Genomic DNA, 24650 nt, shown 5'->3' with positions numbered 1-24650 from the left:
GCGAAGGAGCGTCAACCGCCCGGGAGCCGTCAGGAGTTGCTGCCCGAGCGGAGCAGCAGGGCCCCGTCCGGTCCGTGCGCGGCGAACTCGGTGACGGCCGTGTAGGCGCCCGGCGCGCCCCGGACGCGCTCGCGCGGCGTCTCGCAGGTGGCGGGCTCGTCGTCGGTGCCGGTGGCGCAGTGCGTCTGGACGGTCCGGCCATCCGGTCCCATCAGGCTCAGCAGCGCGTCCAGCGGTCCGCCGGTGGTGTTGCGGTAGTAGGTGCGCGCCCAGGTGTCCTCGCCCTGGGTCAGCACACAGGTCTGGGCCTCGATGCCGTCCGGCGAGGTGAGGGCCGGGCCGCAGCGGGCGGCGGTGGCGAGCCCGATGCCGAGCAGGAAGGGGGAGCGGCGGGCGCCGTGCCCGCCGGTCTTGGCGTCGGCCCGGGAAGCGGCCGGTACGACGGTCCGGCCGGCCTCGCCCACCTGTCCCGCGGAGGCCACCGTCAGCGGCAGCGCGGCCACGGCCGCCGCGACGGTCCCGAGGGCGAGCAGACGCAGCCTGCGCGGGCCCGGCCCGCCGTGGCGCGGCCGTGCGGCCCGGCGACCGCCGGAAAGACGCAGCATGTCCGGACGATAACGACAGGGCGGGCCCCGCCCGCCCCGGCCGCGCCCGACACCCCTACAACTCCGGCGCGCTCACACCCGTACGAGTGAGGGCGTCGACCACGGCGTCCACCACGGCCTCCACGTCGGGCACCCAGGGCGCGGCCGAGCCGGGCAGCGGGGCGCGCTCCCAGCGGACGGCGCCCTGGCCGGTCTCGGACGGCGGCAGGGCGATATAGCCGCCCGTGCCGTGGAAGCGCAGGGAGCCGGGGACGAAGTCCTTGGCGTAGAGCAGTTCGCCGAGTTGCTCCATGGAGTACGGCTTCACCAGCAGCGACCAGCGGGTGGGCGAGGCGATCACCGGGCCGAGCCGCATGCCGCGCCGGTCGAGCAGGGCGAGGGCGCGGGAGGCGGCGAGGGCCGGCAGGCTGACCGCGCAGGGCGCCCGGTCCCCGGTGGCCAGGATGATCGGAGCGTCCGGCCGGTTGGTCCACCACCAGCGCACCATGCGCGCGTCGGTGGTGGCCGCGAGCAGCCCCGGGTCGAAGGGGTGCGCACCGGGCACCGTGCACTCCGGGTCGGGGCAGGCGCAGCGGGCCCGGCCTTGCGGGTCCGGCGCCACACCGGGGAGTACCGGCCACTGCCACTCGGTCGCGAAGGTCAGGGCCGCGCCGATCAGCTCGGGCCGCCCGCCGTTCCGCCTGGACAGGAGCCTGCGTCGCCTTTTGAGGATCTCGCGCATGAGCGCTCGTTCCTTTCCGTTGCACCGCTGGCAACACCGTGGGCTACATCACACCATGTGTCGATCACTTCACTGTGCGTACCTGTTGGCGCATCACACCCCCGCGCACGGCATGGGTACCCCAGGGGTCGGGCGTGGGCCGTGTCCGCGTCCGCAGTGCGTCTATCAAAAGCACGTCCGCGGCGTGCGGGTGGCGAAGTCTGGCGTTTTGCCGTCGCGCGTGTTTCTCTCCGCCTCCGCCACGGGAGGATGGGGCTCGGCCGTCGGTGGCTATGACGCCCGGGTCCGTCGCCAGGTTCCGGGTGGCCCCCAACCACCCCTGGCCTTCTCCGAGTACGTACCCATCACGACCGGTGTGACGCTCCGTCGAGCAGGGTCAGTCGACCGCAATGGGCCGATACCTAAGGCAGTTTTCAGCCAACTTGCCGGTAACGCAAGGGGTTCGGGCAAACCCTCTCGCGTCTCGTGGACACCAGGAATCCCCGCAGGACAATGCTGGACATCCCCTCACGAGTGCGTGTACATGTGGAGGCACTGCTAGCGGCGCAGAATGACATGGGGGTTTGCGATGCTTCCCTGCAATACGCACCGGTCTGGAAGCCGGACGCCATGAACGCCCCGCACCCTCCGAAAGTGGCCGGAATCGACCCCACAGTGCCCACGCCAGCCCACACTGCGACGCCCGTCCCTCCCGTCTCCGGCGCCTCCTGCGTCCCGGGCGCCGCCACCGTCCCCGCCCCCCACCCGCCCGCCCCCGGCACCCTGCTCCAGGACCGGCTGGCCGGCTGGGTCTCCGATCTGACGACCCTCCACGAACTCACCGAGCGGCTCTCCCGCACCAGCGCGCTCGAAGTCGCCCTGCACGAACTGCTGCGCGCCGGAGCCGCCCTGGTCGGCGCCCGCCGCGGCCTGGTCGCCTTCGAGCCCGCCGACGGCCTCGGCCCCCGCACCAGCCTCGGCCTCGGCCTGGGCCGCGCCGACCTCGGCCACCTCGAGACCGTGCCGCGCGGCTCACTGCCGTACGACACCGGCGGCACCGCCGAGATCGCCCACCCCGACCTGCTCGCCGAGGACGGCCTCGACCCGCGCCACCGCGAGGTGGCCGTCCGCCTCGGCTACGCCGCCAGCTACGCCCTGCCGCTCGCCACCGAGTCCGCCGGCCGCCTCGGCGCCGCCGTCTGGCTCTACGACGAGCCGGCCGAGCCGCACGATCGCCGCCGCCACCTCGCCGGGCTGTACGTCCGGCACGCCACCGAGCACCTGGCCCGGCTGCTGGAGGTGGAACGCACGCGCGCGTGCGTGGCGACCCTCACCGGTGAACTGCTGCCCTCCCGGCTGCCCCGGGTGCCCGGCGTCCAGCTCGCCGCGCGGCACCGCACGAGCGCGCGCGGCGGCGGCGACTGGTACGACGCCCTGCCGCTGCCGGACGCCGCGCTCGGCCTGTCCGTCGGCTCGGTCACCGGCTCCGGGCCCGGCGCGGTGGCCGCCATGGGCCGGCTGCGCGCCTCCTTGCGCGCGTACGCCGTGATGGAGGGCGAGGACCCGGTCGCCGTCCTGTCCGACCTGGAGCTGCTGCTGCGGCTGACCGAGCCCGCCCGCTCGGCCACCGCCCTGTTCGCCTACTGCGAGCCCGCCCTGCGCCGGATCACCCTGGCCGGCGCAGGGCACAGCCCGCCGCTGCTGACCGGCGAGCGGCGCACCGAGTACGCCGAGACCTCCGTCTCCGCGCCGCTCGGCATGCTCGCCTGCTGGGAGGCGCCGAGCACCGAGGTGCAGACGGAGCCCGGGGAGACGGTCCTGCTCTACACCGACGGACTGCTGCACCGCACCGGCGACCCGGCCGACCGCGCCTTCGCCCGGCTGCACGCCGCCGCCGCGGGCGTCCCGCGCGCGCTGCGGCACGACCCGGGCGCCGTAGCCGACCACGTCCTGCGCACGGTCCTGCCGGACGGCCTGGACGCGGCCGACAGCGAGGAGGACGTGGTGCTGCTGGCGGCCCGCTTCGACTGACCGGCCCGGCGGCGGCCCGGCCGGCCGGTATGACCGGGCATAACAGGTCATCCGACCCCGCCCGCTCCCGGTACGACCGTACGATGATGGAGGCCCCGCTCGGCCACAAGCAGGAGCGCACGGGCCCCGGGGGAGATCACTGGCGTATCGAGGAGGATCACGTGTCCGACGAGCTCAACCCGGCTGTGCCCGACTCCGCTACCGCGGAGGGCCCGGAGACCGAGGCCGAGGAGCCGGTCAAGCAGCGGAAGAACGGCCTGTACCCGGGCGTCTCCGACGAGCTGGCCGAAAACATGAAGTCCGGCTGGGCCGACACGGAGCTGCGTGACCTGGAGCCCGTCGAGCAGGCCGCGCACACCGCGCGCCGCCGCGCCGCGCTCTCCGCCCGCTTCCCGGGCGAGCGCCTGGTCGTCCCGGCGGGCAACCTCAAGACCCGCTCGAACGACACCGAGTACCCCTTCCGCGCCTCCGTCGAGTACGCGTACCTCACCGGCAACCAGACCGAGGACGGCGTCCTGGTGCTGGAGCCCGAGGGCGACGGCCACGAAGCCACCATCTACCTGCTGCCGCGCTCCGACCGCGAGAACGGCGAGTTCTGGCTCTCCGGCCAGGGCGAGCTGTGGGTCGGCCGCCGCCACTCCCTCACCGAGTCCGAGGCCCTCTACGGCATCCCGGCCGCCGATGTGCGCGAGCTGGCCGACAAGCTCCGCGAGGCCACCGGCCCGGTCCGCGTGGTGCGCGGCCACGACGCCGGCATCGAGGCGGCCCTGACCGACAAGGTCACCGCCGAGCGCGACGAGGAACTGCGCGTCTTCCTCTCCGAGATGCGCCTGGTGAAGGACGAGTTCGAGATCGGCGAGCTGCAGAAGGCCGTCGACTCCACCGTGCGCGGCTTCGAGGACGTCGTGAAGGTCCTCGACAAGGCCGAGGCGACCTCCGAGCGCTACATCGAGGGCACCTTCTTCCTCCGCGCGCGCGTGGAGGGCAACGACGTCGGCTACGGCTCCATCTGCGCGGCCGGCCCGCACGCCTGCACCCTGCACTGGGTCCGCAACGACGGCCCGGTCCGCTCCGGCGACCTGCTCCTGCTGGACGCCGGTGTGGAGACGCACAGCCTGTACACCGCCGACGTCACGCGCACGCTGCCCGTCAACGGCACGTACAGCGAGCTCCAGAAGAAGATCTACGACGCCGTGTACGACGCCCAGGAGGCCGGGATCGCGGCCGTCAAGCCGGGCGCAAAGTACCGCGACTTCCACGACGCCGCCCAGCGCGTGCTGGCCGAGCGGCTCGTCGAGTGGGGCCTGGTCGAGGGCCCGGTCGAGCGCGTCCTGGAGCTGGGCCTGCAGCGCCGCTGGACCCTGCACGGCACCGGGCACATGCTCGGCATGGACGTCCACGACTGCGCCGCCGCGCGGACCGAGACCTACGTGGACGGCACCCTGGAGCCGGGCATGGTGCTCACCGTCGAACCCGGTCTGTACTTCCAGGCCGACGACCTGACCGTGCCGGAGGAGTACCGGGGGATCGGCGTCCGGATCGAGGACGACATCCTCGTGACCGAGGACGGCAACCGGAACCTCTCCGCGGGGCTGCCGCGCCGCTCCGACGAGGTCGAGGCGTGGATGGCCGCGCTGAAGGGCTGATCAGCCCTTCAGCCGATCCGCTGATCCGCTGGTTCTCGGACGAAGGACCCCTCGCAGCTCACGCGGTGAGCAGCGAGGGGTCCTTCGTCCACTTGAGGATCTTGTCGAAGCTGACCACCGTCCCGCTCCGGCCGGGCTTCGCCCCGACGTGCACGTGATCGGCCAGCTCCTGGATCAGCCACAGGCCGCGCCCGTGCTCGGCGTCCGGACGGGCGGGCCGGAAGTCCTGGGCGCGGGGCAGACCGGGCCCGGAGTCGGCCACCTCGATACGGCACCTCTCCCCGTCGAGGTACGCCGTCACCTGGTATGCCTGCGAGGCGCCGGGCGCGGTGTCACCGCCGTGCTCGACGGCGTTCGCGCAGGCCTCGGACAGGGCCACCGACAGGTCGTAGGAGATATCGGGGTCCACACCCGCCGTCTCCATCGTTCCGATGAGCAGCCGTCGCGCGAGCGGAACGCTCGCAGCCTCGCGCCGCAGTTGGAGTGACCACCAGATGCTCATGCTCCAGCCTCCTGGCCGCGGCTCGACATACCGTTACGTATTGCCACCGGCGGGTGGCCGTAAGCACTCCATTGACGTGAACGAGCCCATTCGGCCGATGCGCCGCGGCCGGAATCGGTGTATGGGCAGGTCGAACCGGTGAACGGGGACGGCGCGGCCGACCTGCCGTATGCCGCGGGTGCGGCCAGTGGGATGATGGGCCCGCCATGACTGCCCCCCACCCGCGCACGGCGCGTCCCGGAGCCGGGCTCCGGATCCTGCGGGCCGCGGTGTTCGCCGCGGCCTGTGTCGCGCTGGCCGCGGCCGGGCACACCCTGGCCTCCTGCGCGGGCGTGCCGCTGTGGACGCTCGGCGCGGGCTTTCTCGGCTGCCTGCTGTTCGTGGTGCCGCTCGCCGGGCGGGCCCGCTCGCTGCCGGGCATCGCCGCACTGCTCGCCCTCGGCCAGACCGTGCTGCACACGCTGTTCGGGCTGGGCCAGCACGGGGCCGCGGCGGCCGCCGGCGGGACGATGCCCGCGGCCGGGTCCACGGGCGCGGCGCTGAGCGACCGCGCGCTGGTGGAGCAGGCCACCCGGCTCGTGTGCGGATCGACCCCGTCGTCCCTCACCCCGGGCCACGCCTACCGGCTGCTGCTCGACGCCCGGCTGATCGACCGTTCGGGCCGGCCCACGGCGTCCCCGGGCAGCATGGAACACGTGCACGACGCCGCGGGCGCCTCCGCCGGGCTGCTCCCCTCGCTGCCGATGCTGCTCGGCCATGTGCTCGCCGCCGTGGCCGCCGGCTGGCTGCTGCGCCGCGGGGACCTGGCCGTGCTGCGGCTGATGGAGCTGTCGGCGCACGGCGTCGCGGAGACCGCGCTCGTACGGTCCCTGCGCGCCGCGCTCGCGCTGGTGCGCGCCCTGTGCGCCGGACTGCTTCCCGACACCGCGCCCGGCCCGCGCGGCCGTCGCCCCGGCCGGGACGAGACCCCGGCCCCGCACACCGCCGTACTCCAGCACACGGTGATCCGGCGCGGCCCGCCCGCCGCCGCCTTCCTCCTCGCCGCCTGACACGACGCGACGACCACTCCAGCCCGGACGCAAGAGAGCCGGCCGGGAGGCGCCGCCGTCGTGCGGCACGCGCGCGTGCGCACATCCGGTCGCCGCCGTCACGAGTGGCACGGCCGCCCGCGCGCGTACTCCCGATCACCACGCAATCTCACCCGGAGTGGAGTACTCCCTGCCATGAAGGCTTCTCGTATCGCCGCCGCGACCGTCGTCGCCGGCTCCGCCGTCCTCGCCCTGTCCGTCCCCGCGTTCGCGCATGTCACCGTGCAGCCGGAGGGCACTGCGGCCAAGGGCGGCTACGCGGTCGTGGACGTCAAGGTCCCGAACGAGCGCGACGACGCCTCGACCACCAAGGTCGAGATCAGCCTGCCGGCCGACCACCCGATCGCCTCGGTGATGCCGCAGCCGGTGCCCGGCTGGAAGGTCGCCGTCACCAAGTCCAAGCTGGACAAGCCGCTGACCATGCACGGCGAGAAGATCGACGAGGCCGTCAGCAAGGTCACCTGGACCGCCGACGGCAAGGGCATCGAGCCCGGCTTCTTCCAGAAGTTCCCGGTGTCCCTGGGCGCCCTGCCCGAGAACGCCGACCAACTGGTATTCAAGGCCCTCCAGACCTACTCCGACAAGGAAGTGGTGCGCTGGATCGAGATCCCGCAGGAGGGCCAGGACGAGCCGGACAACCCCGCGCCGGTGCTGAAGCTGGCCGCCGCCGCCGACGACGAGCACGGCGCGGCGAGCGCGGCGAACACGGCCGGCAAGGACGCCGGGACCGAGAAGACGGCCGCCGCGGACTCCGGTGACGGCACCGACACCACCGCGCGGGTGCTCGGCGTGGCCGGCATCGTCGTCGGCGTCGCGGGCGTGGCCTACGGCATCTTCGCCGGCCGCCGCCGCACCGCCGCCTGACCCTCCTTCCACAGCGCGCGCCGGGTGTCGCGCGGGGCCGTCCCCGCACGGCCGGGCGACCCCGGTGCGCGCCGAAGTTCACACATCTGGGACATTTTCCTATGCGCAAGAAGACGTTCGCCGCGGCGGCGCTGCTCGCCGCCGCCACCCTGACCCTCTCCGCCTGCGGCAACGGGAACGACGCCGACGAGTCGCCGGTCGCCGTGGTCTCGGGCGGCTCCGACTCGAACAAGCCGGCCACCGTCCTCGACCAGCCGTTCGACAAGCCGGCCCTGGTCCTCACCGACACCCACGGCAAGAAGTACGACCTCCGCAAGGAGACCAAGGGCCACCCGACCCTCGTCTACTTCGGCTACACCCACTGCCCGGACATCTGCCCGGCGACGATGAGCAACATCGCGGTCGCCAAGAAGTCCCTGCCCAAGGCCGAACGGGACGATCTGAAGGTCGTGTTCGTGACCACCGACCCCGGCCGCGACACCCCGGCCGAGCTGGGCAAGTGGCTCAAGGGCATCGATCCCGAGTTCATCGGTCTGACCGGCGACTTCGCCAAGGTCCAGGCCGGTGCCCGGTCCCTCGGCATCGCCGTGGAGCCGACGAAGAAGGACGAGAACGGCAAGCTCGTCTCCATGCACGGCACGCAGGTCGTCGCCTTCTCCCCGAAGACCGACGCCGGGTACGTCCTCTACGGCGAGAGCGCCACGGCCGACGACTACGCCAAGGACCTGCCCAAGCTCGTCGAGGGAGCCAACCCGTGAGGCGTCCGGCCGTCCTGACCGCGGGCGCGCTCGCCGCCGCCCTGGCCCTCACCGGCTGCACGGACTCCGCGAGCGCGGACGCCGGCAAGGCGGACCTGTCCGTCAGCTCCCCCTACATGCCGCAGCCCGTCTCCGCCGACATGGCCGCCGGCTTCCTGACGATCACCAACGACGGCGGGGCCGGCGACGAGCTGACCTCGGTCAGCAGTGACGTCGCCGGCGAGGTCACCATGCACAGCACCACCGGCGGGGCCATGGCGGAGAAGTCCTCCTTCGGCATACCGGCGCACGGCCGGCTGGTGTTCCGCAGCGGGGGCAACCACCTGATGTTCGAGAAGCTGAAGCGTGCGCCGAAGCAGGGCCAGACGGTCACCGTGAAGCTCACTTTCGCCCAGTCCGGGCCGCTCACCGTCGAGATGCCGGTGAAGCCCGCGACGTACACCCCGTCGACCGGCCACTGAGGGAGGGACCACCGTGACCCGGACCACCGCTCCCCGTCTGCGGACCCTGCTGCTGCTCCTCCTCGCCGTCACCGGCGCGCTGTTGGCGGGGGCCTCACCCGCCTCCGCCCACGCGGCGCTGACCGGCAGCGACCCCGCGCAGGGGGTGGTGGCCGGACAGGCACCCACCCAGGTGTCGCTCACCTTCTCCGAGAAGGTGGCCATGAGCGACGACTCCGTACGCGTCCTCGATCCCCGCGGCAAGCCGGTGCAGACGGGCGGCCCCGCCAACGTGAGCGGGACGACGTACGCCGTGAAACTCGAGAGCGGCCTGGCCAAGGGCACGTACACCGTCACCTACCAGGTCGTCTCGGCGGACAGCCACCCCGTCGCCGGTGCCTACACCTTCTCCGTCGGCGCGCCCTCGCCCACCGTCGTGACCGGCGCCGGACCGGCCGCGGGCGGCGGGGTCGTGGGCGGGCTCTACGCGTTCGGCCGGTACGCGTCGTACGCCGGATTCATCGTGCTCGCCGGCGGCGCGGCCTTCGTGCTCGCCTGCTGGCAGCGCGGCGCGGGAGCACGGGCCGTGCAGCGGCTGGTCGTCGGCGGCTGGATCGCACTGACCGCGGCCACCCTGTGGCTGCTGCTCCTGCGCGGTTCGTACACCACCTCCGGGACGTTCGCCGACGTCTTCGACCTCGATCTGCTCGGCCAGGTGCTCCAGACCAAGACCGGGGCCGCGCTGGTCTCCCGGCTGCTGCTGCTCGCCGCCGCCGCGCTGTTCGTCGCCGTCCTCTTCGGCACCTACACCCGGCGTACGGACGTCACCGAGAAGCGCGACCTGACCTTCGGGCTCGCGGTCGGCGGAGTGGTCGTCGCGGCCGGGCTCGCCACCAGCTGGGCCATGGCCGAGCACGCCTCCACCGGGCTCCAGCCGGGTCTCGCCATGCCGGTGGACGTCGTCCATCTGCTGGCCGTCGCCGCCTGGCTGGGCGGGCTCGCCGCACTGCTGACCGCGCTGTACCGGGCGCCGGCCGAGCACCCGGTCGAGGCCGCCGCCGTCCGGCGCTTCTCCCGGATGGCGTTCGGCTCCGTCCTCGCGCTCGTCGGCACCGGTGTCTACCAGTCCTGGCGTCAGCTCGGCTCCTGGTCGGCGTTCACCGAGACCCGTTACGGGCAGCTGCTGCTGGCCAAGATCCTCCTGGTGGCGGTGCTGGTCGGCATCGCGGGCCTGTCCCGGCGGTGGACGGGCAGGCTCACCGACCGCGGCGCGGACACCGAGCGGGAACGGACGGAACGGGTCTCCACCGCCGACACCGGGCGGCGACGGACCGAGCGGGTCCGCGCCGCCGAGGCCGACACCGAGCAGGGCCCGGCCGAACGGGTCCGCGCCGCCGATGCCGGGCGGTCCGGAGCGGTCCGTAAGGAGCAGGTCCCCGCCGTGACGACCGGTGGCGGCGGCGCGGGCGGGGGCGCCGGTGACGCACGGCGGGCCGCCCAGCTCGCCCGGCAGCGCGCGGCCGTCGACGCCGCCCGGCGCAAGCGGCTGCGCGACGCCGACGAGAACCGCTTCGGACTGCGCCGCTCGGTGCTCGCCGAGGCCGGTGTCGCGCTCGTACTGCTCGCCGTCACCACCGCGCTGACCCAGACCGAACCGGGCCGCACCGAGCAGGAAGCCAAGGCGGCCACCTCCTCCCCGGCCGGCTCCAACACCTCCACGGCCTCCGGCGCGCTCACCCTGGACATGCCGTTCGACACCGGCGGCACCGACGGCAAGGGCGTCGTCCGCGTCGACCTCGACCCCGCGCGCACGGGCGGCAACGAGATGCACGTCTACGTCCAGCGGCCCAACGGCCGGGCCTTCGACGTCCCGGAGGTGAAGGTCTCCTTCACCCTGGAGGCGAAGAAGATCGGCCCGCTCCCCGTGAACCCCGACCACATCACCACCGGCCACTGGTCGGCGAGCGGAGTGCAGCTCCCCATGGCCGGCGACTGGAGGGTCGCCGTCACGGTCCGCACCTCCGACATCGACCAGGCGACCGTCTCCAAGAACGCGCAGATCGGCTGAACCACACCATGCCCGACCAGTCCCTCTCCCAGGTCCGTACCTCCGACGCGCCGGCGGCGGAGCCCGGGACCCGCGCGTGCGGCGTCTCCCGGCGCGCCCTGCTCGGCACCGCCGGCGCCACCGGGCTCGTGCTCGGCGCGGCCGGCGGCGCCGTGGGATATGCCGCCGCGCCCGCCGGGGCCGCCCCGCTGACCGCGCTGGGCTCCGGCCGGGCGATGTTTCACGGGAAACATCAGCCTGGCATCACCGAGGGCCTCCAGGCGCGCGGCCATCTCGTCGCCTTCGACCTGGTGGCGGGCGCGGGCCGCAAGGAGGCGGCGGCCCTGCTGCGCCGCTGGTCGGCGACCGCCGAGCGGCTGATGGCGGGCGAACCCGCGCCGCACGACGACACCGATGTGGCCCGGGACGCGGGGCCGTCCTCGCTGACCGTCACCTTCGGCTTCGGGCACAGCTTCTTCGCCAGGACCGGGCTGGAGAAGCAGCGGCCGGCCGCGCTGGACCCGCTCCCGGACTTCTCCTCCGACCGGCTCGACAAGGCCCGCAGCGACGGCGATTTGTGGGTGCAGATCGGCGCGGACGACGCCCTGGTCGCTTTCCACGCCCTGCGCGCCGTCCAGAAGGACGCGGGGTCGGCCGCGCGGATCCGCTGGCAGATGAACGGCTTCAACCGCAGCCCCGGCGCCACCGCCCACCCCATGACGGCCCGCAACCTCATGGGCCAGCTCGACGGCACCGGCAATCCGAAGCCGTCCGACGCCGACTTCGAAAAGCGGATCTTCGTACCCGCTCCGGGCGAGCCGGCGTGGATGGCGAACGGCTCCTATGCCGTCGTCCGCCGCATCCGCATGCTCCTGGACGACTGGGAGAAGCTGTCGACCACGGCCCAGGAACAGGTCATCGGGCGCCGCAAGGACAACGGGGCACCGCTGTCCGGCGGCGACGAGACGACCCCGATGGACCTGGAGAAGGCCGACACCAAGGGCGACTACCTGGTCCCGCTCAACGCGCACGCCCGGATCACCCGGCCCGACCGGAACGGCGGCGCGGCCATGCTGCGGCGTCCCTTCTCCTACCACGACGGCATCGCCGCGGACGGCACCCCGGACGCCGGTCTCCTCTTCATCTGCTGGCAGGCCGATCCGCTGCGCGGCTTCGTCCCGGTGCAGCGCAAGCTCGACCGGGGCGACGCGCTGTCGCAGTTCATCCGGCACGAGGCGAGCGGCCTGTTCGCGGTGCCGGGCGGAGCGGCGAAGGGCGAGTACGTGGGTCAGCGGCTGCTTGAGGGATGAGCACGGCTGCTTGAGGGGGAACCGGGTTCAAACCACCCGGTCGAGTGGCATTCCTGAGACACCCGCCTCAGGCTCCTCTACGGCCATTAGGGTGAGGACCATGCCAGCGAGCTATGCCTATCTCGGCCCGGAGGGCACCTTCACGGAGGTCGCCCTGCGTACGCTTCCGGAGGCCGCCACCCGGGAGCTGATCCCGTACGTGTCGGTGCAGTCCGCGCTGGACGCGGTGCGGGCCGGCGAGGCCGAGGCCGCGTTCGTGCCGATCGAGAACTCCGTCGAGGGCGGCATCACTACCACCCTGGACGAGCTGGTCGCGGGCGAACCGCTGATGATCTACCGCGAAGTGCTGCTGTCGATCACCTTCGCGCTGCTGGTCCGGCCCGGCACGAAGCTCACGGACATCAAGACGGTCTCCGCCCATCCCGCGGCCCAGCCGCAGGTGCGCAACTGGCTGCGCGCCCACCTCCCGGACGCGGTCTGGGAGTCGGCCGCCTCGAACGCGGACGCCGCCCGCTTGGTCCAGGAGGGCCGTTACGACGCCGCCTTCGCGGGCGAGTTCGCCGCCGCCCGGTACGGCCTGGAGGCGCTGGAGACCGGGATCCACGACGCGGAGAACGCCCAGACCCGGTTCGTGCTGGTCGGCCGCCCGGCCCGGCCGGCCGCGCCCACCGGTGCCGACAAGACCTCGGTGGTGCTGTGGCAGCGGGACGACCACCCCGGCGCGCTGCGCGATCTGCTCGGCGAGTTCGCCTCGCGCGGCATCAACCTGATGCTGCTCCAGTCCCGGCCGACCGGTGCGGGCATCGGCAATTACTGCTTCTGCATCGACGCCGAGGGCCATATCGCCGACCGGCGGATGGCGGAGGCGCTGACGGGGCTGCGGCGGATCTGCCTCCAGGTGCGTTTCCTCGGTTCCTATCCGCGGGCGGGCGTCGCACCGGGCGAGACCCGGCCGACCCCGCCGGGAACGTCGGACGAGGAGTTCATCGCGGCGGCGGACTGGGTGGCGCGCTGCCAGGACGGCCGGTTCTGACCGGTCATACGGCCTGACGAACGTTATCCACAGAAGTTATCCACAGGTGCCCTTCTCGACCTGGGGACAAGTCGACAGGGCGGAGGCACAGGGTCGACAAATCGGCCTATGCCGCCTGGCCGCGGCCACCGTTCCCCGACTCGCCCTTCGTCCACCCGTCTCCTTTGGTTCATCTTTTGGGGCGACCGTTTTCCACCCGAAAGTGGGTGTCGACGGCGTTTGGACCGGGAATTCTTCGGCCCGCCGAGACTTTCCGCGGTGATCAATTCCAGAGTCCACAGATCTTCCACACAGCCTGTGGATAACTCTGCGGAGGATGTGGATTCCTGTGGACAACCGGCTCGCCAAATCCCCTTCCCCACAAGGGAGTCGGGTCAACCGGGCGCCCGGGGTCTGCTCCGTCCCAGGGAGTGAGACACTTTCGCCTTGACCTGCGGCGGGAGAGAGGGAACACCTCAGGCAATTACCGCATAACGGAACGTAGGCCGCGAATGGGAACTCACCGTAATAGTGATTCGTGGGCCGCGACCCGGCACCGGTAGCCTTGCCCTCGTGATTGACCTTCGCCTGCTTCGTGAGGACCCCGACCGTGTGCGCGCGTCCCAGCGCGCCCGTGGAGAGGACGTCGCGCTCGTCGACTCCCTCCTGTCTGCCGACGAGCGGCGCAGGTCCTCCGGCGTCCGCTTCGACGAGCTGCGCGCCGAGCAGAAGCAGCTCGGCAAGCTGATCCCCAAGGCCACCGCCGAGGAGAAGGCCGAGCTGCTGGGGCGCGCCGAGCAGTTGAAGGCCGACGTCAAGGCCGCCGACGCCGAGCGCGACGCGGCCGACGCCGAGACCCAGGAACTGCTGCTCCGGCTCGGCAACCTCGTCCACCCCGACGTGCCCGTCGGCGGCGAGGAGGACTTCGTCACGCTGGAGACGCACGGCGCGATCCGCGACTTCGCCGCCGAGGGCTTCGAGCCCAAGGACCACCTGGAGCTGGGCCAGCTGCTGGGCGCGATCGACGTCGAGCGCGGCGCCAAGGTCTCCGGCTCCCGTTTCTACTTCCTCACCGGAGTCGGCGCCCTGCTGGAGCTGGCCCTGGTGAACGCGGCGATCGCCCAGGCCACCGCGGCCGGTTTCACCCCGATGCTGACCCCGGCACTGGTCCGCCCGCAGTCCATGGCCGGCACCGGCTTCCTCGGCCAGGCCGCGCAGGACGTCTACCACCTCGACAAGGACGACCTCTACCTGGTCGGCACCTCCGAGGTCGCGCTGGCGGCCTATCACATGGACGAGATCATCGACGCGGACCGGCTGCCGCTGCGGTACGCGGGCTTCTCCCCGTGCTTCCGCCGCGAGGCCGGCTCGCACGGCAAGGACACCCGGGGCATCTTCCGCGTGCACCAGTTCGACAAGGTCGAGATGTTCTCGTACGTCGCGCCCGAGGACTCCCAGGCCGAGCACCAGCGCCTGCTGGAGTGGGAGAAGCAGTGGCTGACCTCGCTGGAGCTGCCGTTCCGCGTCATCGACGTCGCCTCCGGTGACCTCGGCTCCTCGGCCGCCCGCAAGTTCGACTGCGAGGCGTGGATCCCGACCCAGGGCAAGTACCGCGAGCTGACCTCGACCTCGGACTGCACCGAGTTCCAGTCCCGCCGGCTGTCTATCCGGGTCCGCGACGGCAAGCAGGTCAAGCCGCTGGCCACGCTCAACGGCACGCTGTGCGCCGTACCGCGCACCATCGTGGCGATCCTGGAGAACCACCAGCAGGCCGACGGCTCCGTCCGCGTCCCCGAGGTGCTGCGCCCGTACCTGGGCGGCCGCGAGGTGCTGGAGCCGGTGTCCCGGTGAGCTTCCCCTACGGGCTCATCGCCACCGATCTCGACGGAACGCTGCTGCGCTCCGACGAGTCGATCTCGCAGCGCACCCGTGACGCGCTCGCCGCGGCCGTCGCGGCGGGCGCGGCCCACATCGTCGTCACCGGCCGCGCGGTCCCGTGGACCCGGCACATCCTGGACGACCTCGGCTACGACGGCCTCGCCGTCTGCGGCCAGGGCGCCCAGGTGTACGACGCCGGCGCGCACCGCCTGCTGACCTCGGTAACCCTGGACCGGCAGCTGGCGGGCGTGGCCCTGGCCAAGATCGAGGCGGAAGTGGGCCCGCTGTACCTGGCGGCCAGCCGGGACGGCCTGGACGGCGAGGTGCTGGTGGGCCCGGGCTACGCGGTCACGGGCCGGCTGCCCGGCACCCCGTTCACGGACGTCTCCGACCTGTGGGCGGCGCCGCTGAACAAGATCTACATACAGCATCCGACGCTCGGCGACGACGAGCTGGCGGAGGCGGCCCGGCAGGCGGCCGGCGGCTTCGTCACGGTGGCCATGGCGGGCGCGGGCGTCGTCGAACTGCTTCCGCTCGGCCTGTCCAAGGCCACGGGCCTGTCGCTCGCGGCCCGTCGGCTGGGCCTGAAGGCGGCCGACACGATCGCCTTCGGCGACATGCCCAACGACATCCCGATGTTCGCCTGGGCGTCCCGGGGCGTGGCCATGGCCAACGCCCACGCGGAACTGAAGGCGGTGGCCGACGAGATCACGGCCTCCCACGAGGAGGACGGCATCGCGGTGGTCCTGGAACGCCTGCTGGCGTAGCCGCCGCACTCGCGCCGCCGCCCAGCGGGAGCGCCCCCAGGGGGCGCCGGGACCGTGTCCGGCTTGCAGTTCCGCCGCGCGGGCGCGACCGGCCGCACCGGACCGGCGCTGGACGACGAGGCCCGGCCCGTTACGGCCAGGTCCCCGTGGCCATGTCTCGCGGAGGATGCACGGATCGAACGTGCGCGGGCTTTCACACCCGACCACGGCTCAGCAAGCCGGTGCCTTGCCACTCGGCCAATCCTCCGGGTGGGCGGCCCACGCGAGCATGGCGCTCGCGTGCTCGAAGCGGCCGCCCCGGGCGGTTCCCTGGCTCTACGGAGAGATGGCGACTACTCCGGAGCCGGCCTCGGGCCGCCCTGACGGGAGCCGGGCGTACTGCCGTGCATGGACATCGCCCGCCTCCACTCCCGGTTCGTGTCGCCGGGACGATCCCGGCGGATGGGGCACGACCACTGTGCCCCGCCGCCGAATCGGACGCCACCGAATAAAAGGCGCGTGGAGACGGGCCGTACCAGACAGGGACCGGGCTTCCTCACTCCTCGCCGGCGAGCGTCAGCGACCGCAGCTTCTGGCCGGCGTACCAGGTGGCCAGGACGGTGACCGCGACCAGCAGCACGGTGGCCGTCGGCAGGCTCACGTCGGAGGTCACCAGCTGTCCGTCGGCGACCTTGTGGGCCACGGCCAGCGACCACTGCTGGACGCTCAGCGTGCGCGCGCCCGGCACCAGCGAGCCGAACAGCGCCTCCCACACCAGGGCGTAGACGAGCCCGAAGACCACCGCGTGCCGGGAGACCGTGCCCAGCAGCAGGAACAGCGCCGAGTAGGCGATGGAGGAGACCAGCGCGGCGACCGTGTAGGCGACGGCGACCTGCTGGCCGTTGCCGTTCAGGATCAGGCCCGCGATCAGGGTGGGCACGGCCGAGAAGACCATGGTCACGGCGATGGCGACGATGAGCTTGGTGAAGATGATCGTGGGCCGCTTCAGCGGCTTGGACAGCAGATAGACGACGGAGCCGTCGTCGATCTCCGGGCCGATGGCGCCCGTGCCCGCGATCACGCCGACGATCGGCACCATGGTGGCGAGCGCGAAGCCGCCGAGGACGTCGGACGCGGTCTGGTCGTCGGCTCCGGTCAGGGCGCGCACGGCCACGGAGATCACGATCAGCAACAGGGGCAGCGCGCCGAGGATGAGGGCCCGGCGACGGCCGAGCAGGGCTCGGTAGGTGAGTCGGGCGACGGTGGGGTCGTACATCTTCGGCCTCCTACGCCGCGACCAGATACGAGAAGACGGACTCCAGGGACTCGTCGGACGGCGAGACCGTGAGCAGCCGGATGCCGTGGTCCTTGGCGACCTTCGGCAGCAGGACGGTGAAGCGGCCGAAGTCGACGGCCTGGATGCGCAGGGCGCCCTCGGTGTGGTCGACCTCGATGCCGGCCGTGGAGGGGTCGGCGATCAGCGCGGCCGCGAGGGCGCGGTCGTCGCTGGAGCGCACCAGATAGCGGTGCGGGCGGTCGGTCATCAGGCGGCGGATGCGGCGGAAGTCGCCGCTGGCCGCGTGCCGTCCGGCGACGACCACCTCGATGTGCCGGGCGAGCTGCTCGACCTCTTCGAGGATGTGCGAGGAGAACAGCACCGTGCGGCCCTCGTCGCCCATCCTGCGCAGCAGGTCCATCAGCTGCATGCGCTGGCGCGGGTCCATGCCGTTGAACGGCTCGTCCAGCAGGAGCAGCGACGGGTCGTGCACCAGGGCACTCGCCATCTTCACGCGCTGCCGCATGCCCTTGGAGTACGTGGCGATCTTCCGGTCCTGGGCGTACTCCATCTCCACCGTGGCCAGGGCGCGCTGGGCGGCCTTGGCACCGAGACCGTGCAGTTCGGCGTTGGCGACGACGAACTCGCGGCCGGTGAGGAAGTCGTACATCGCCTCCCGCTCGGGGACGATGCCGATGTGCTTGTAGATGGACTCGTTGCGCCACACCGGCCGGCCGTCGAGGGTGACCGTGCCGGTGGAGGGGGCGAGGAAGCCGCCCATCATGTTGATCAGTGTGGACTTCCCGGCGCCGTTGGGGCCGAGCAGTCCGGTGACACCGGGGCCGATGGTCATGGTGATGTCGTTGACGGCGACCACGTTGCCGAACCAACGGGAGACGTGGTCGATGTTCAGCGTGGTCACAGTCCCACCTTCCGGTAGCGGCGGATCAGGATGCCGTAGCAGGCGGCGATCAGGCCCAGGACGAACAGGACGTGGACCACGCCCTGGGCGCCGGACGGGCCGGTGCCGCCGGGGTAGGCGGAGGTGCCGCCGAGGAACGCGGACTGCACGCCGTCGATCAGCGTGATCGGCGAGAACAGCCCGATCCACGGCACGGCGGTGCTGCTGCCCTGGGTGTCGGCGATGGCCTGGAGGGTGGAGACCGCGCCGTAGGAGATGGTCAGTACGGCAATCACGGCGGCGATGCCGAAGCCACGACGCGGGGTGAACGCGGCGATGACCAGGCCGATGCCGGCGAAGAGCAGCGAGAGGAGAGCCACGGAGACCAGTCCCTGGGCGAATTCCTTGGTCTGGTGGGCGAAGCCCATCTTGGACAGGAGCGCGCCCGCGTACATCACCAGCAGTGGTGCGCCGGTGAGCACGAACAGCGCGGAGGCGAGCGCCGCGAACTTGGCGCGGACGTAGTCGGCGGTCTCGATGGGCCGCGAGAAGTACAGCGGCACGGTCTTGAAGCGCAGGTCGCGGGAGACCGCCTGGGGTGCCTGCGAGGCGACGTACAGACTGATCACGGCCTGCGTGACGATCGCGTACCGGGTGTAGGACACCGGCAGTTCGTGTGCCTTGGTGACGACGGCGACGGCCACCATGATGGCGGCCGGCACGCACATCACCGCGAACAGCAGCATCGGCAGCACCTTGGACTTCACCGAGCGGCCGAGGCCGTAGGCGCCGCGCAGGGACTGCGAGTACAGCGAGCGGCGGGCGTAGGAGCGGCCGAGGCGGGGGCCGTCGTAGCCGCGGTAGCCGATGTCGTGGATGCGGCTCTGGTCGCCGGTGGGCGTTGCCAGGGGATGCTCAACCGCCATGGCCGACCGCCTCCTTCTGCTGTTCGTCGCTGCTGGTGAACACCTCGGAGATGTGGTGCCGGCGCTGTTCCATGCGCACCAGGCCGAGGCCGAGTCCGGCGACCACGTCCCGGACCAGGTCGTACGTCTCCTCGCCGGTGGCGGTCAGCAGCAGGATGTGTCCGGCGCCGGGCAGCCCGCCGGCCTCCGCGTGGGTCTCCACGCCGTGCCCGTGCAGCGCCTCGCGGACCGCGCGGGTGCCGTCGGGGTGGGCGTCGCTGTCGGTGACCTCGATCGCGAGGGTGGTCGTGGTCTGGGTGAAGTCGGTGGTGGAGCTGGAGCGCAGCAGTTTGCCGCCGTCGATGACGACGACGTGGTCGCAGGTGCGCTCCAGCTCGCCGAGCAGGTGCGAGGTGACCAGGACCGAGATGCCGAAGTCGGTGTGGATGCGGCGGATCAGGCCGAGCATCTCGTCGCGGCCGACCGGGTCGAGGCCGTTGGTCGGCTCGTCCAGGAAGACCAGCTGCGGGTCGTGCACCAGGGCCTGGGCGAGCTTCACGCGCTGCTTCATGCCGGTCGAGTAGCCGCCGATGGGGCGGTAGCGCTCCTCGTACAGCCCCACGTGGCGCAGGGTGTCGGCGGTGCGTTCGCGCGCGGCGGCGGGCGGCAGGCCGGACATGCGGGCCATGTGGACGACGAACTCGGTGGCCGAGACGTCCGGCGGCAGGCAGTCGTGCTCCGGCATGTATCCCACGCGCTCGCGGATGGCGGCGCCCTTGGCGGCGACGTCGAGGCCGAGCACCTCGGCCCGGCCCTCCGTGGCGGGGGACAGCCCCAGCAGGATCTTGATCAGGGTGGACTTGCCGGCGCCATTGGCCCCGACGAGTCCGGTCACACCGGGCCCGATGTCCACGGACAGCCGGTCGAGCGCGGTCACCCGGGGGAACCGCTTGCTCAGGCTTTCGGTCGCGATCACAGTCACGCCTATGACGGTAGTGATCCGGACCACGTCCGTCGTCAGACCTCAGAGCCGTTTCGCCGTCCGCCCCAGGTATTACGGGGCCCTAAGGGTTTCCCACCCAGGGGCAGGGCCGGGCGCGGCGGAGGGCCGTGTCCACAGCCCTTGATCCCGCCTATTGACGCTGCCTCTAACAAGTGCCAGATTCGCCTGTGTCAAGTTACGGACGCGTAGCGCGCTCGACGGGACGGGGCGGCATGACGACGGCAGTGAGCAGCGGAGCCACCGTGGACCTGCGGGGATTCAAACGGGTGCAGCGCCTGGCCTACGAATGCGCGGAGGCGGTCGCGGCCCGGCTCGAACCGGGCGTGACCGAGCGTGAGGCGGCGCGGATGCAGCGGGAGTGGCTGCGCGGGCGCGGGGTGCGGGACTGGTTCCATCTGCCCTTCGCCTGGTTCGGGGACCGCACGGCCTTCACGAACTTCCGCGTCCCGCTCCAGTTCTTTCCCACCGACCGCGCCCTGGAGCCGGGGATGCCGTTCATCCTGGACCTGGCGCCGGTGTACGAGGGCTGTCCGGCGGACGTCGGCTACTCCGGCTCGCTGGGCGTGAACCCGGTGCAGGACCGGCTGATGGCCGATCTGGAGGCTCACCGGGAGCTGATCCTGCGCGAGGTGCGCGAACGGCGCCCGCTGCGGGAGATCTACCAGGACGTGGACCGGCTCATGGTCCGCCAGGGCTACGCCAACCGGCACCGCGCCTACCCCTTCGGGGTGATCGCCCACAAGGTGGACCGGGTACGGCAGCGGCGCTGGTCGCCCCACCTGTTCGGATTCGGCACCCAGTCCCTGAGGGGCCTGGCCTCCGACGCGCTGCACGGCCACCGCGAGGGCTGGTCGCCGCTGTGGTCGCCGTACCGCTTCTCGGACCACCCGCCGCGGCCGGGCCTGTGGGCGGTCGAACCCCATCTCGGTTTCCGGGGCACGGGCGCGAAGTTCGAGGAGATCCTGGTGGTCACCGACTCCCGGGACGCCGAGGAGAGCGCGTTCTGGCTGGACGACGATCTGCCGCACGTGCGGCGCTGGGCGGAGGAGAAGTGACCTTGAAGGGTGCACGCGAGCGCCGGGTGCGCACGGGCGGCATCGAGCTGTGCGTGGCCGAGCTGGGCGACCCGGCACAGCCGACCGTCGTCCTGGTGCACGGCTACCCGGACAGCAAGGAGGTCTGGTCGGAGGTCGCCGTCCGGCTGGCCGGCCGCTTCCACGTCGTGCTCTACGACGTCCGGGGCCACGGCCGCTCCACGGCGCCGCGGCCCCTGCGCGGCGGCTTCACGCTCGCCAAGCTCACCGACGACTTCCTGGCCGTGGCGGACGCGGTCAGCCCGGACCGGCCGGTGCACCTCGTCGGGCACGACTGGGGCTCGGTGCAGTCCTGGGAGTTCGTCACGGTCGGCCGCGCGGAGGGCCGCATCGCCTCGTTCACCTCGATCTCCGGCCCGTCCCTGGACCACTTCGGGCACTGGATCGACGCGCGCGTGAAGCGTCCGACGCCCCGGCGGGTGGGCCAGCTGCTGGGCCAGGGCGCCAAGTCCTGGTACGTCTATGCGCTGCACACCCCGGCCCTGCCGGAGCTGGCCTGGCGCGGGCCGCTCGGCAAGCGCTGGCCGGGGATCCTGGAGCGGGCCGAAGGGGTGCCGGCCGGCGAGTACCCGACCGCCTCCCTCCCCTCGGACGCGGCCCACGGCGCCTGGCTCTACCGGGACAACGTCCGTGCCCGGCTGCGCAGGCCCCGCCCGGACGCGTACGCCCACGCGCCCGTGCAGCTCATCACCCCCCAAGAGGACGCGTTCCTTTCGGAGCGGCTGTACGACGACCTGGACCGGTGGGTGCCCCGGCTGACCCGGCGCACGCTGCCCGCCGGGCACTGGGTCCCGCGTACCCGGCCCGATCAGCTGTCGGCGTGGATCGCGGAGTTCGTCACGTCCGTGGAGGGCGGCCGGCCCGCGCCGCGGCCCACCGGCCGGCACGCCGAACGGTTCGCCGGGCAGCTCGTGCTGATCACGGGCGCGGGCAGCGGCATCGGGCGGGCGACGGCGTTCGCCTTCGCGGAGGCCGGCGCGCGGGTGATCGCCGTCGACCGCGACGCCGAGTCCGCGGCCCGCACCGCCGAGCTGTGCCGGCTGGTCGGCGCGCCCGAGGCATGGGCCGAGCCGGCCGACGTCTCCGACGAGCAGGCCATGGAGAAGCTCGCGGAGAAGGTCCACCGCGAGCGCGGCGTGCTGGACGTGCTGGTCAACAACGCGGGCATCGGCCTGTCGGGCTCCTTCTTCACCACGACGACCGACGACTGGCGCACGGTGCTGGACGTGAACCTGTGGGGCGTCATCCACGGCTGCCGGCTCTTCGGTGCCCGCATGGCCGAGCGCGGCCAGGGCGGTCACATCGTCAACACGGCCTCCGCGGCGGCCTACCAGCCCTCGCGCCTGCTGCCGGCCTACAGCACCTCCAAGGCGGCGGTGCTGATGCTCTCCGAGTGCCTGCGCGCCGAACTGGCCCCGAAGGGGATCGGTGTCACGGCGGTCTGCCCGGGCATCGTCAACACCAACATCACCGCCACCGCCCGCTTCACCGGTGTCGACGAGGCCGAACAGCGCCGTCGCCGGCAGCGGTCCGCCCGCCTGTACGGCCTGCGCAACTACCCGCCGGAGAAGGTGGCCGACGCGATCCTGGACGCGGTGGCCCGCGACAAGCCGGTGGCACCGGTGACCCCGGAGGCCAAGGGCGCCCATCTGCTGTCCCGTCTCGCACCGGGTCTGCTGCGGCGGATCGCACGGCTGGAACCGCGGCTGTGAGGAGGAGGGGACGTGGTGTCCGCGGGCACCACACCCCCCGGTTGTCCACAGTTTCGTTCCTTCGCCTGTGGATAACCCCACTTCGTTGTGGATCAAACCCCCGAACGGAAAAACCTGCGTGATCCGCGTCTCTTCCGTGTGCGGCGGCCGGGCGCGTGCGCACGGTGACCGTTTCCCTGGCCGTCGGCGGAGCCGCTTACTCTCGGACGCATGAGTCTGCGTCTGAGCACCGTGATCCTTCCGTACCGCCGCTGGCACGAAGGCGCCCGTTCGGCGTGGGAGCGCGCCGAACAACTCGGCTTCCACACGGCGTACACCTACGACCACCTGTCCTGGCGCAGCTTCCGTGACGGCCCCTGGTTCGGCGCCGTACCGACACTGACGGCCGCCGCGGCGGTCACCGAGCGACTGCGCCTGGGCACGCTGGTCACCTCGCCGAACTTCCGCCACCCGGTGACCCTCGCCAAGGAACTGATCTCCCTGGACGACATCTCCGGCGGCCGGATCACCCTCGGCATCGGCGCCGGCGGCACCGGTTTCGACGCGACCGCCCTCGGCCAGGAGCCCTGGACCCCGCGTGAGCGCGCGGACCGGTTCGCCGAGTTCGTCCCCCTGCTGGACCGGCTGCTCACCGAGGACGCGGTGTCCCACGAGGGACGGTTCTACTCGGCCCACGAGGCCCGGAACATCCCGGGCTGTGTCCAGCGCCCCCGGCTGCCGTTCGCCGTGGCGGCCACCGGCCCGCGCGGTCTCAAGCTCGCCGCCGCCCACGGCCAGGCGTGGGTGACCACCGGTGACCCGAAGCTGTACGAGACCGGCACGCCGGAGCAGTCCGTCGAGGCCCTGCGCGGACAGATCGGCAAGCTGTCCGAGGCCTGCGAGGCCGCCGGGCGGGACCTGGCCGGGCTGGACAAGATCCTGCTCACCGGCTTCACGCCCGACCGCGGCCGGCCCCTGTCGTCCCTGGACGCCTTCGTGGACTTCGCCGGCCGCCACCGTGAGCTGGGCTTCACGGAGATCGTGATCCACTGGCCCGTCCCGGACTCCGGCTTCGCGGCGGACGAGAAGACCTTCGAGCGGATCGCCATGGAGGCGCTCCCCCAGCTGGACTGACTCCTCGCCGTCCCGGCCGTCCCTCGTCCGCGTCGCCTGTGTCTCATCCGTGCACGGCCCCGCACGGCCGTGCGGGGCCTGCGCGAGAATGGCCGGGTGACCTCAGCGACCAGACAGTCCGGAACCCCTGCCGCCGCCCTGCCGGCGCGGCTGATCGCCACCGACCTCGACGGCACCCTGCTGCGCGACGACAAGTCGGTCTCCGCGCGGACCGTGGCCGCGCTGGCCGCCGCCGAGGAGGCGGGCATCGAGGTCTTCTTCGTCACCGGCCGGCCGGCCCGCTGGATGGACGTGGTCAGCGACCACGTCCACGGTCACGGCCTGGCGATCTGCGGCAACGGCGCCGCCGTGGTCGACCTGCACGGCGGCCCCGGCGCCCACCGGTTCGTGAAGGTCCGCGAGCTGGCCCGGGAGAACGCCCTGGCCGCCGCACGGCTGCTGCGCGAGGCGGCCCCCGGCACGGTGTTCGCGATCGAGCAGACCTACGGCTTCCACCAGGAGCCGGACTATCCCAAGCTGCACATGGAGATACCGGACACCCTCCTGCCCGCCGAGGAACTGCTCGCCCCCGACGGTCCGACCGCCGACCAGCCCGTGCTCAAGATCCTCGCCTACCACCCCTCCCTCGACCCCGACGCCTTCCTCACGCTGGCCCGCCTGACGGTCGACGGCCACGCCAACGTCACCCGCTCCAGCCCCAGCGCCCTGCTGGAACTGAGCGGGCCCGGCGTCTCCAAGGCCAGCACCCTCGCCCTGTGCTGCGCCGAGCGCGGCATCTCGCACGAGGAGGTCGTGGCCTTCGGGGACATGCCCAACGACGTGGAGATGCTGACCTGGGCCGGTCAGTCGTACGCGATGGGCAACGCCCACCCGGACGCCATCGCCGCCGCCTCGGGCCGCACGGTCGCCAACAACGAGGACGGCGTGGCGGTGGTGATCGAACAGCTCCTGGCGGACCGGGGATAGCGGGAGCGGCTCCCGCGGCATGGGACGGGTGACGCGAGCGCGAGCGCCGCGGG

Annotated in this window: 22 protein-coding genes and 1 tRNA gene; 15 read left to right on the top strand and 8 right to left on the bottom strand. The window is 72.5% G+C overall.

The genetic code is table 11. The features are described 5' to 3' along the window. Positions 1-29: 29 nt before the first annotated feature. On the bottom strand, positions 30-605 hold the full coding sequence (locus SCK26_RS19180) for a hypothetical protein (RefSeq protein ID WP_318202531.1): 576 nt from the start codon (positions 603-605) through the stop codon (positions 30-32). 55 nt (positions 606-660) lie between these two features. Continuing rightward, on the bottom strand, positions 661-1326 hold the full coding sequence (locus SCK26_RS19175; protein WP_318202530.1) for a bifunctional DNA primase/polymerase: 666 nt from the start codon (positions 1324-1326) through the stop codon (positions 661-663). Positions 1327-1818: 492 nt separating this feature from the next. On the opposite strand from SCK26_RS19175, the gene SCK26_RS19170 reads away from it, so the two are divergent. Further along, positions 1819-3336 (top strand): PP2C family protein-serine/threonine phosphatase, encoded by a 1518-nt coding sequence (locus SCK26_RS19170; protein WP_318202529.1) that lies wholly within the window; start codon positions 1819-1821, stop codon positions 3334-3336. A gap of 161 nt (positions 3337-3497) precedes the next feature. Next, on the top strand, positions 3498-4982 hold the full coding sequence (locus tag SCK26_RS19165) for an aminopeptidase P family protein (RefSeq protein ID WP_318202528.1): 1485 nt from the start codon (positions 3498-3500) through the stop codon (positions 4980-4982). Between the two features lie 58 nt (positions 4983-5040). Here SCK26_RS19165 and SCK26_RS19160 read toward each other — a convergent pair whose 3' ends face one another. Next, positions 5041-5484 carry an ATP-binding protein gene (locus SCK26_RS19160; RefSeq protein ID WP_318202527.1) on the bottom strand — a complete coding sequence of 148 codons (444 nt, stop codon included), beginning with the start codon at positions 5482-5484 and terminating at the stop codon, positions 5041-5043. A gap of 206 nt (positions 5485-5690) precedes the next feature. Between SCK26_RS19160 and SCK26_RS19155 the strand changes: the two genes are divergently transcribed. The 9 genes from SCK26_RS19155 (at position 5691) to SCK26_RS19115 (ending at position 15648) form a co-directional block, all read left to right on the top strand. Then, complete coding sequence (locus SCK26_RS19155; protein WP_318202526.1) at positions 5691-6533, top strand: hypothetical protein; 843 nt, start codon at positions 5691-5693, stop codon at positions 6531-6533. 174 nt (positions 6534-6707) lie between these two features. Continuing rightward, positions 6708-7436, top strand: a complete 729-nt coding sequence (locus SCK26_RS19150; protein WP_318202525.1) for a YcnI family protein — start codon at positions 6708-6710, stop codon at positions 7434-7436. 101 nt (positions 7437-7537) lie between these two features. Next, on the top strand, positions 7538-8194 hold the full coding sequence (locus SCK26_RS19145; RefSeq protein ID WP_318202524.1) for an SCO family protein: 657 nt from the start codon (positions 7538-7540) through the stop codon (positions 8192-8194). After that, positions 8191-8655, top strand: coding sequence for a copper chaperone PCu(A)C (locus tag SCK26_RS19140; protein WP_318202523.1), 465 nt, complete (start codon positions 8191-8193; stop codon positions 8653-8655). Before SCK26_RS19145 ends, SCK26_RS19140 begins: the two co-directional genes overlap by 4 nt. 13 nt (positions 8656-8668) lie before the next feature. Beyond that, entirely contained in the window at positions 8669-10702 is a 2034-nt protein-coding gene (locus SCK26_RS19135; protein WP_318202522.1) for a copper resistance protein CopC, read from the top strand. A gap of 8 nt (positions 10703-10710) precedes the next feature. Further along, the gene (efeB, locus tag SCK26_RS19130; RefSeq protein WP_318202521.1) at positions 10711-11991 is read left to right on the top strand and encodes an iron uptake transporter deferrochelatase/peroxidase subunit; all 1281 of its coding nucleotides are present in this window, start codon (positions 10711-10713) and stop codon (positions 11989-11991) included. A gap of 100 nt (positions 11992-12091) precedes the next feature. Next, positions 12092-13024, top strand: coding sequence for a prephenate dehydratase (gene pheA, locus SCK26_RS19125; RefSeq protein WP_318202520.1), 933 nt, complete (start codon positions 12092-12094; stop codon positions 13022-13024). 552 nt (positions 13025-13576) lie between these two features. Next, positions 13577-14854 (top strand): serine--tRNA ligase, encoded by a 1278-nt coding sequence (gene serS / locus SCK26_RS19120; RefSeq protein ID WP_318202519.1) that lies wholly within the window; start codon positions 13577-13579, stop codon positions 14852-14854. Further along, positions 14851-15648, top strand: a complete 798-nt coding sequence (locus SCK26_RS19115; RefSeq protein WP_318202518.1) for an HAD family hydrolase — start codon at positions 14851-14853, stop codon at positions 15646-15648. Before serS ends, SCK26_RS19115 begins: the two co-directional genes overlap by 4 nt. A 160-nt stretch (positions 15649-15808) precedes the next feature. Here SCK26_RS19115 and SCK26_RS19110 read toward each other — a convergent pair. The 5 genes from SCK26_RS19110 to SCK26_RS19090 all read right to left on the bottom strand — a co-directional run bounded on the left by SCK26_RS19110 (position 15809) and on the right by SCK26_RS19090 (position 19685). Beyond that, a tRNA-Ser gene (locus SCK26_RS19110) sits at positions 15809-15895 on the bottom strand. A 288-nt stretch (positions 15896-16183) separates the two neighbouring features. Further along, positions 16184-16903, bottom strand: coding sequence for an ABC transporter permease (locus tag SCK26_RS19105; protein ID WP_318202517.1), 720 nt, complete (start codon positions 16901-16903; stop codon positions 16184-16186). A gap of 10 nt (positions 16904-16913) precedes the next feature. After that, entirely contained in the window at positions 16914-17825 is a 912-nt protein-coding gene (locus SCK26_RS19100) for an ABC transporter ATP-binding protein (protein ID WP_318202516.1), read from the bottom strand. Beyond that, a complete protein-coding gene (locus SCK26_RS19095; protein ID WP_318202515.1) occupies positions 17822-18730 on the bottom strand; it encodes an ABC transporter permease in 909 nt (302 codons plus the stop codon). Before SCK26_RS19095 ends, SCK26_RS19100 begins: the two co-directional genes overlap by 4 nt. After that, complete coding sequence (locus tag SCK26_RS19090; protein WP_318206046.1) at positions 18720-19685, bottom strand: ABC transporter ATP-binding protein; 966 nt, start codon at positions 19683-19685, stop codon at positions 18720-18722. Before SCK26_RS19090 ends, SCK26_RS19095 begins: the two co-directional genes overlap by 11 nt. 239 nt (positions 19686-19924) lie before the next feature. On the opposite strand from SCK26_RS19090, the gene SCK26_RS19085 reads away from it, so the two are divergent. From SCK26_RS19085 to SCK26_RS19070, 4 genes are all read left to right on the top strand, one after another. Beyond that, complete coding sequence (locus tag SCK26_RS19085; protein ID WP_318202514.1) at positions 19925-20767, top strand: M24 family metallopeptidase; 843 nt, start codon at positions 19925-19927, stop codon at positions 20765-20767. Further along, positions 20764-22518, top strand: a complete 1755-nt coding sequence (locus SCK26_RS19080; protein WP_318202513.1) for an SDR family oxidoreductase — start codon at positions 20764-20766, stop codon at positions 22516-22518. Before SCK26_RS19085 ends, SCK26_RS19080 begins: the two co-directional genes overlap by 4 nt. A gap of 210 nt (positions 22519-22728) precedes the next feature. After that, positions 22729-23631 (top strand): LLM class flavin-dependent oxidoreductase, encoded by a 903-nt coding sequence (locus SCK26_RS19075; RefSeq protein WP_318202512.1) that lies wholly within the window; start codon positions 22729-22731, stop codon positions 23629-23631. Between the two features lie 78 nt (positions 23632-23709). After that, positions 23710-24597 (top strand): HAD-IIB family hydrolase, encoded by an 888-nt coding sequence (locus SCK26_RS19070; RefSeq protein WP_318206045.1) that lies wholly within the window; start codon positions 23710-23712, stop codon positions 24595-24597. The last annotated feature ends 53 nt before the right edge of the window (positions 24598-24650 follow it).

It is taken from the genome of Streptomyces sp. SCL15-4, assembly GCF_033366695.1.
Classification (GTDB): domain Bacteria; phylum Actinomycetota; class Actinomycetes; order Streptomycetales; family Streptomycetaceae; genus Streptomyces.
Note: the sequence above shows the minus strand (reverse complement) of the source record. Positions and strands in the feature narration are given on the sequence as shown.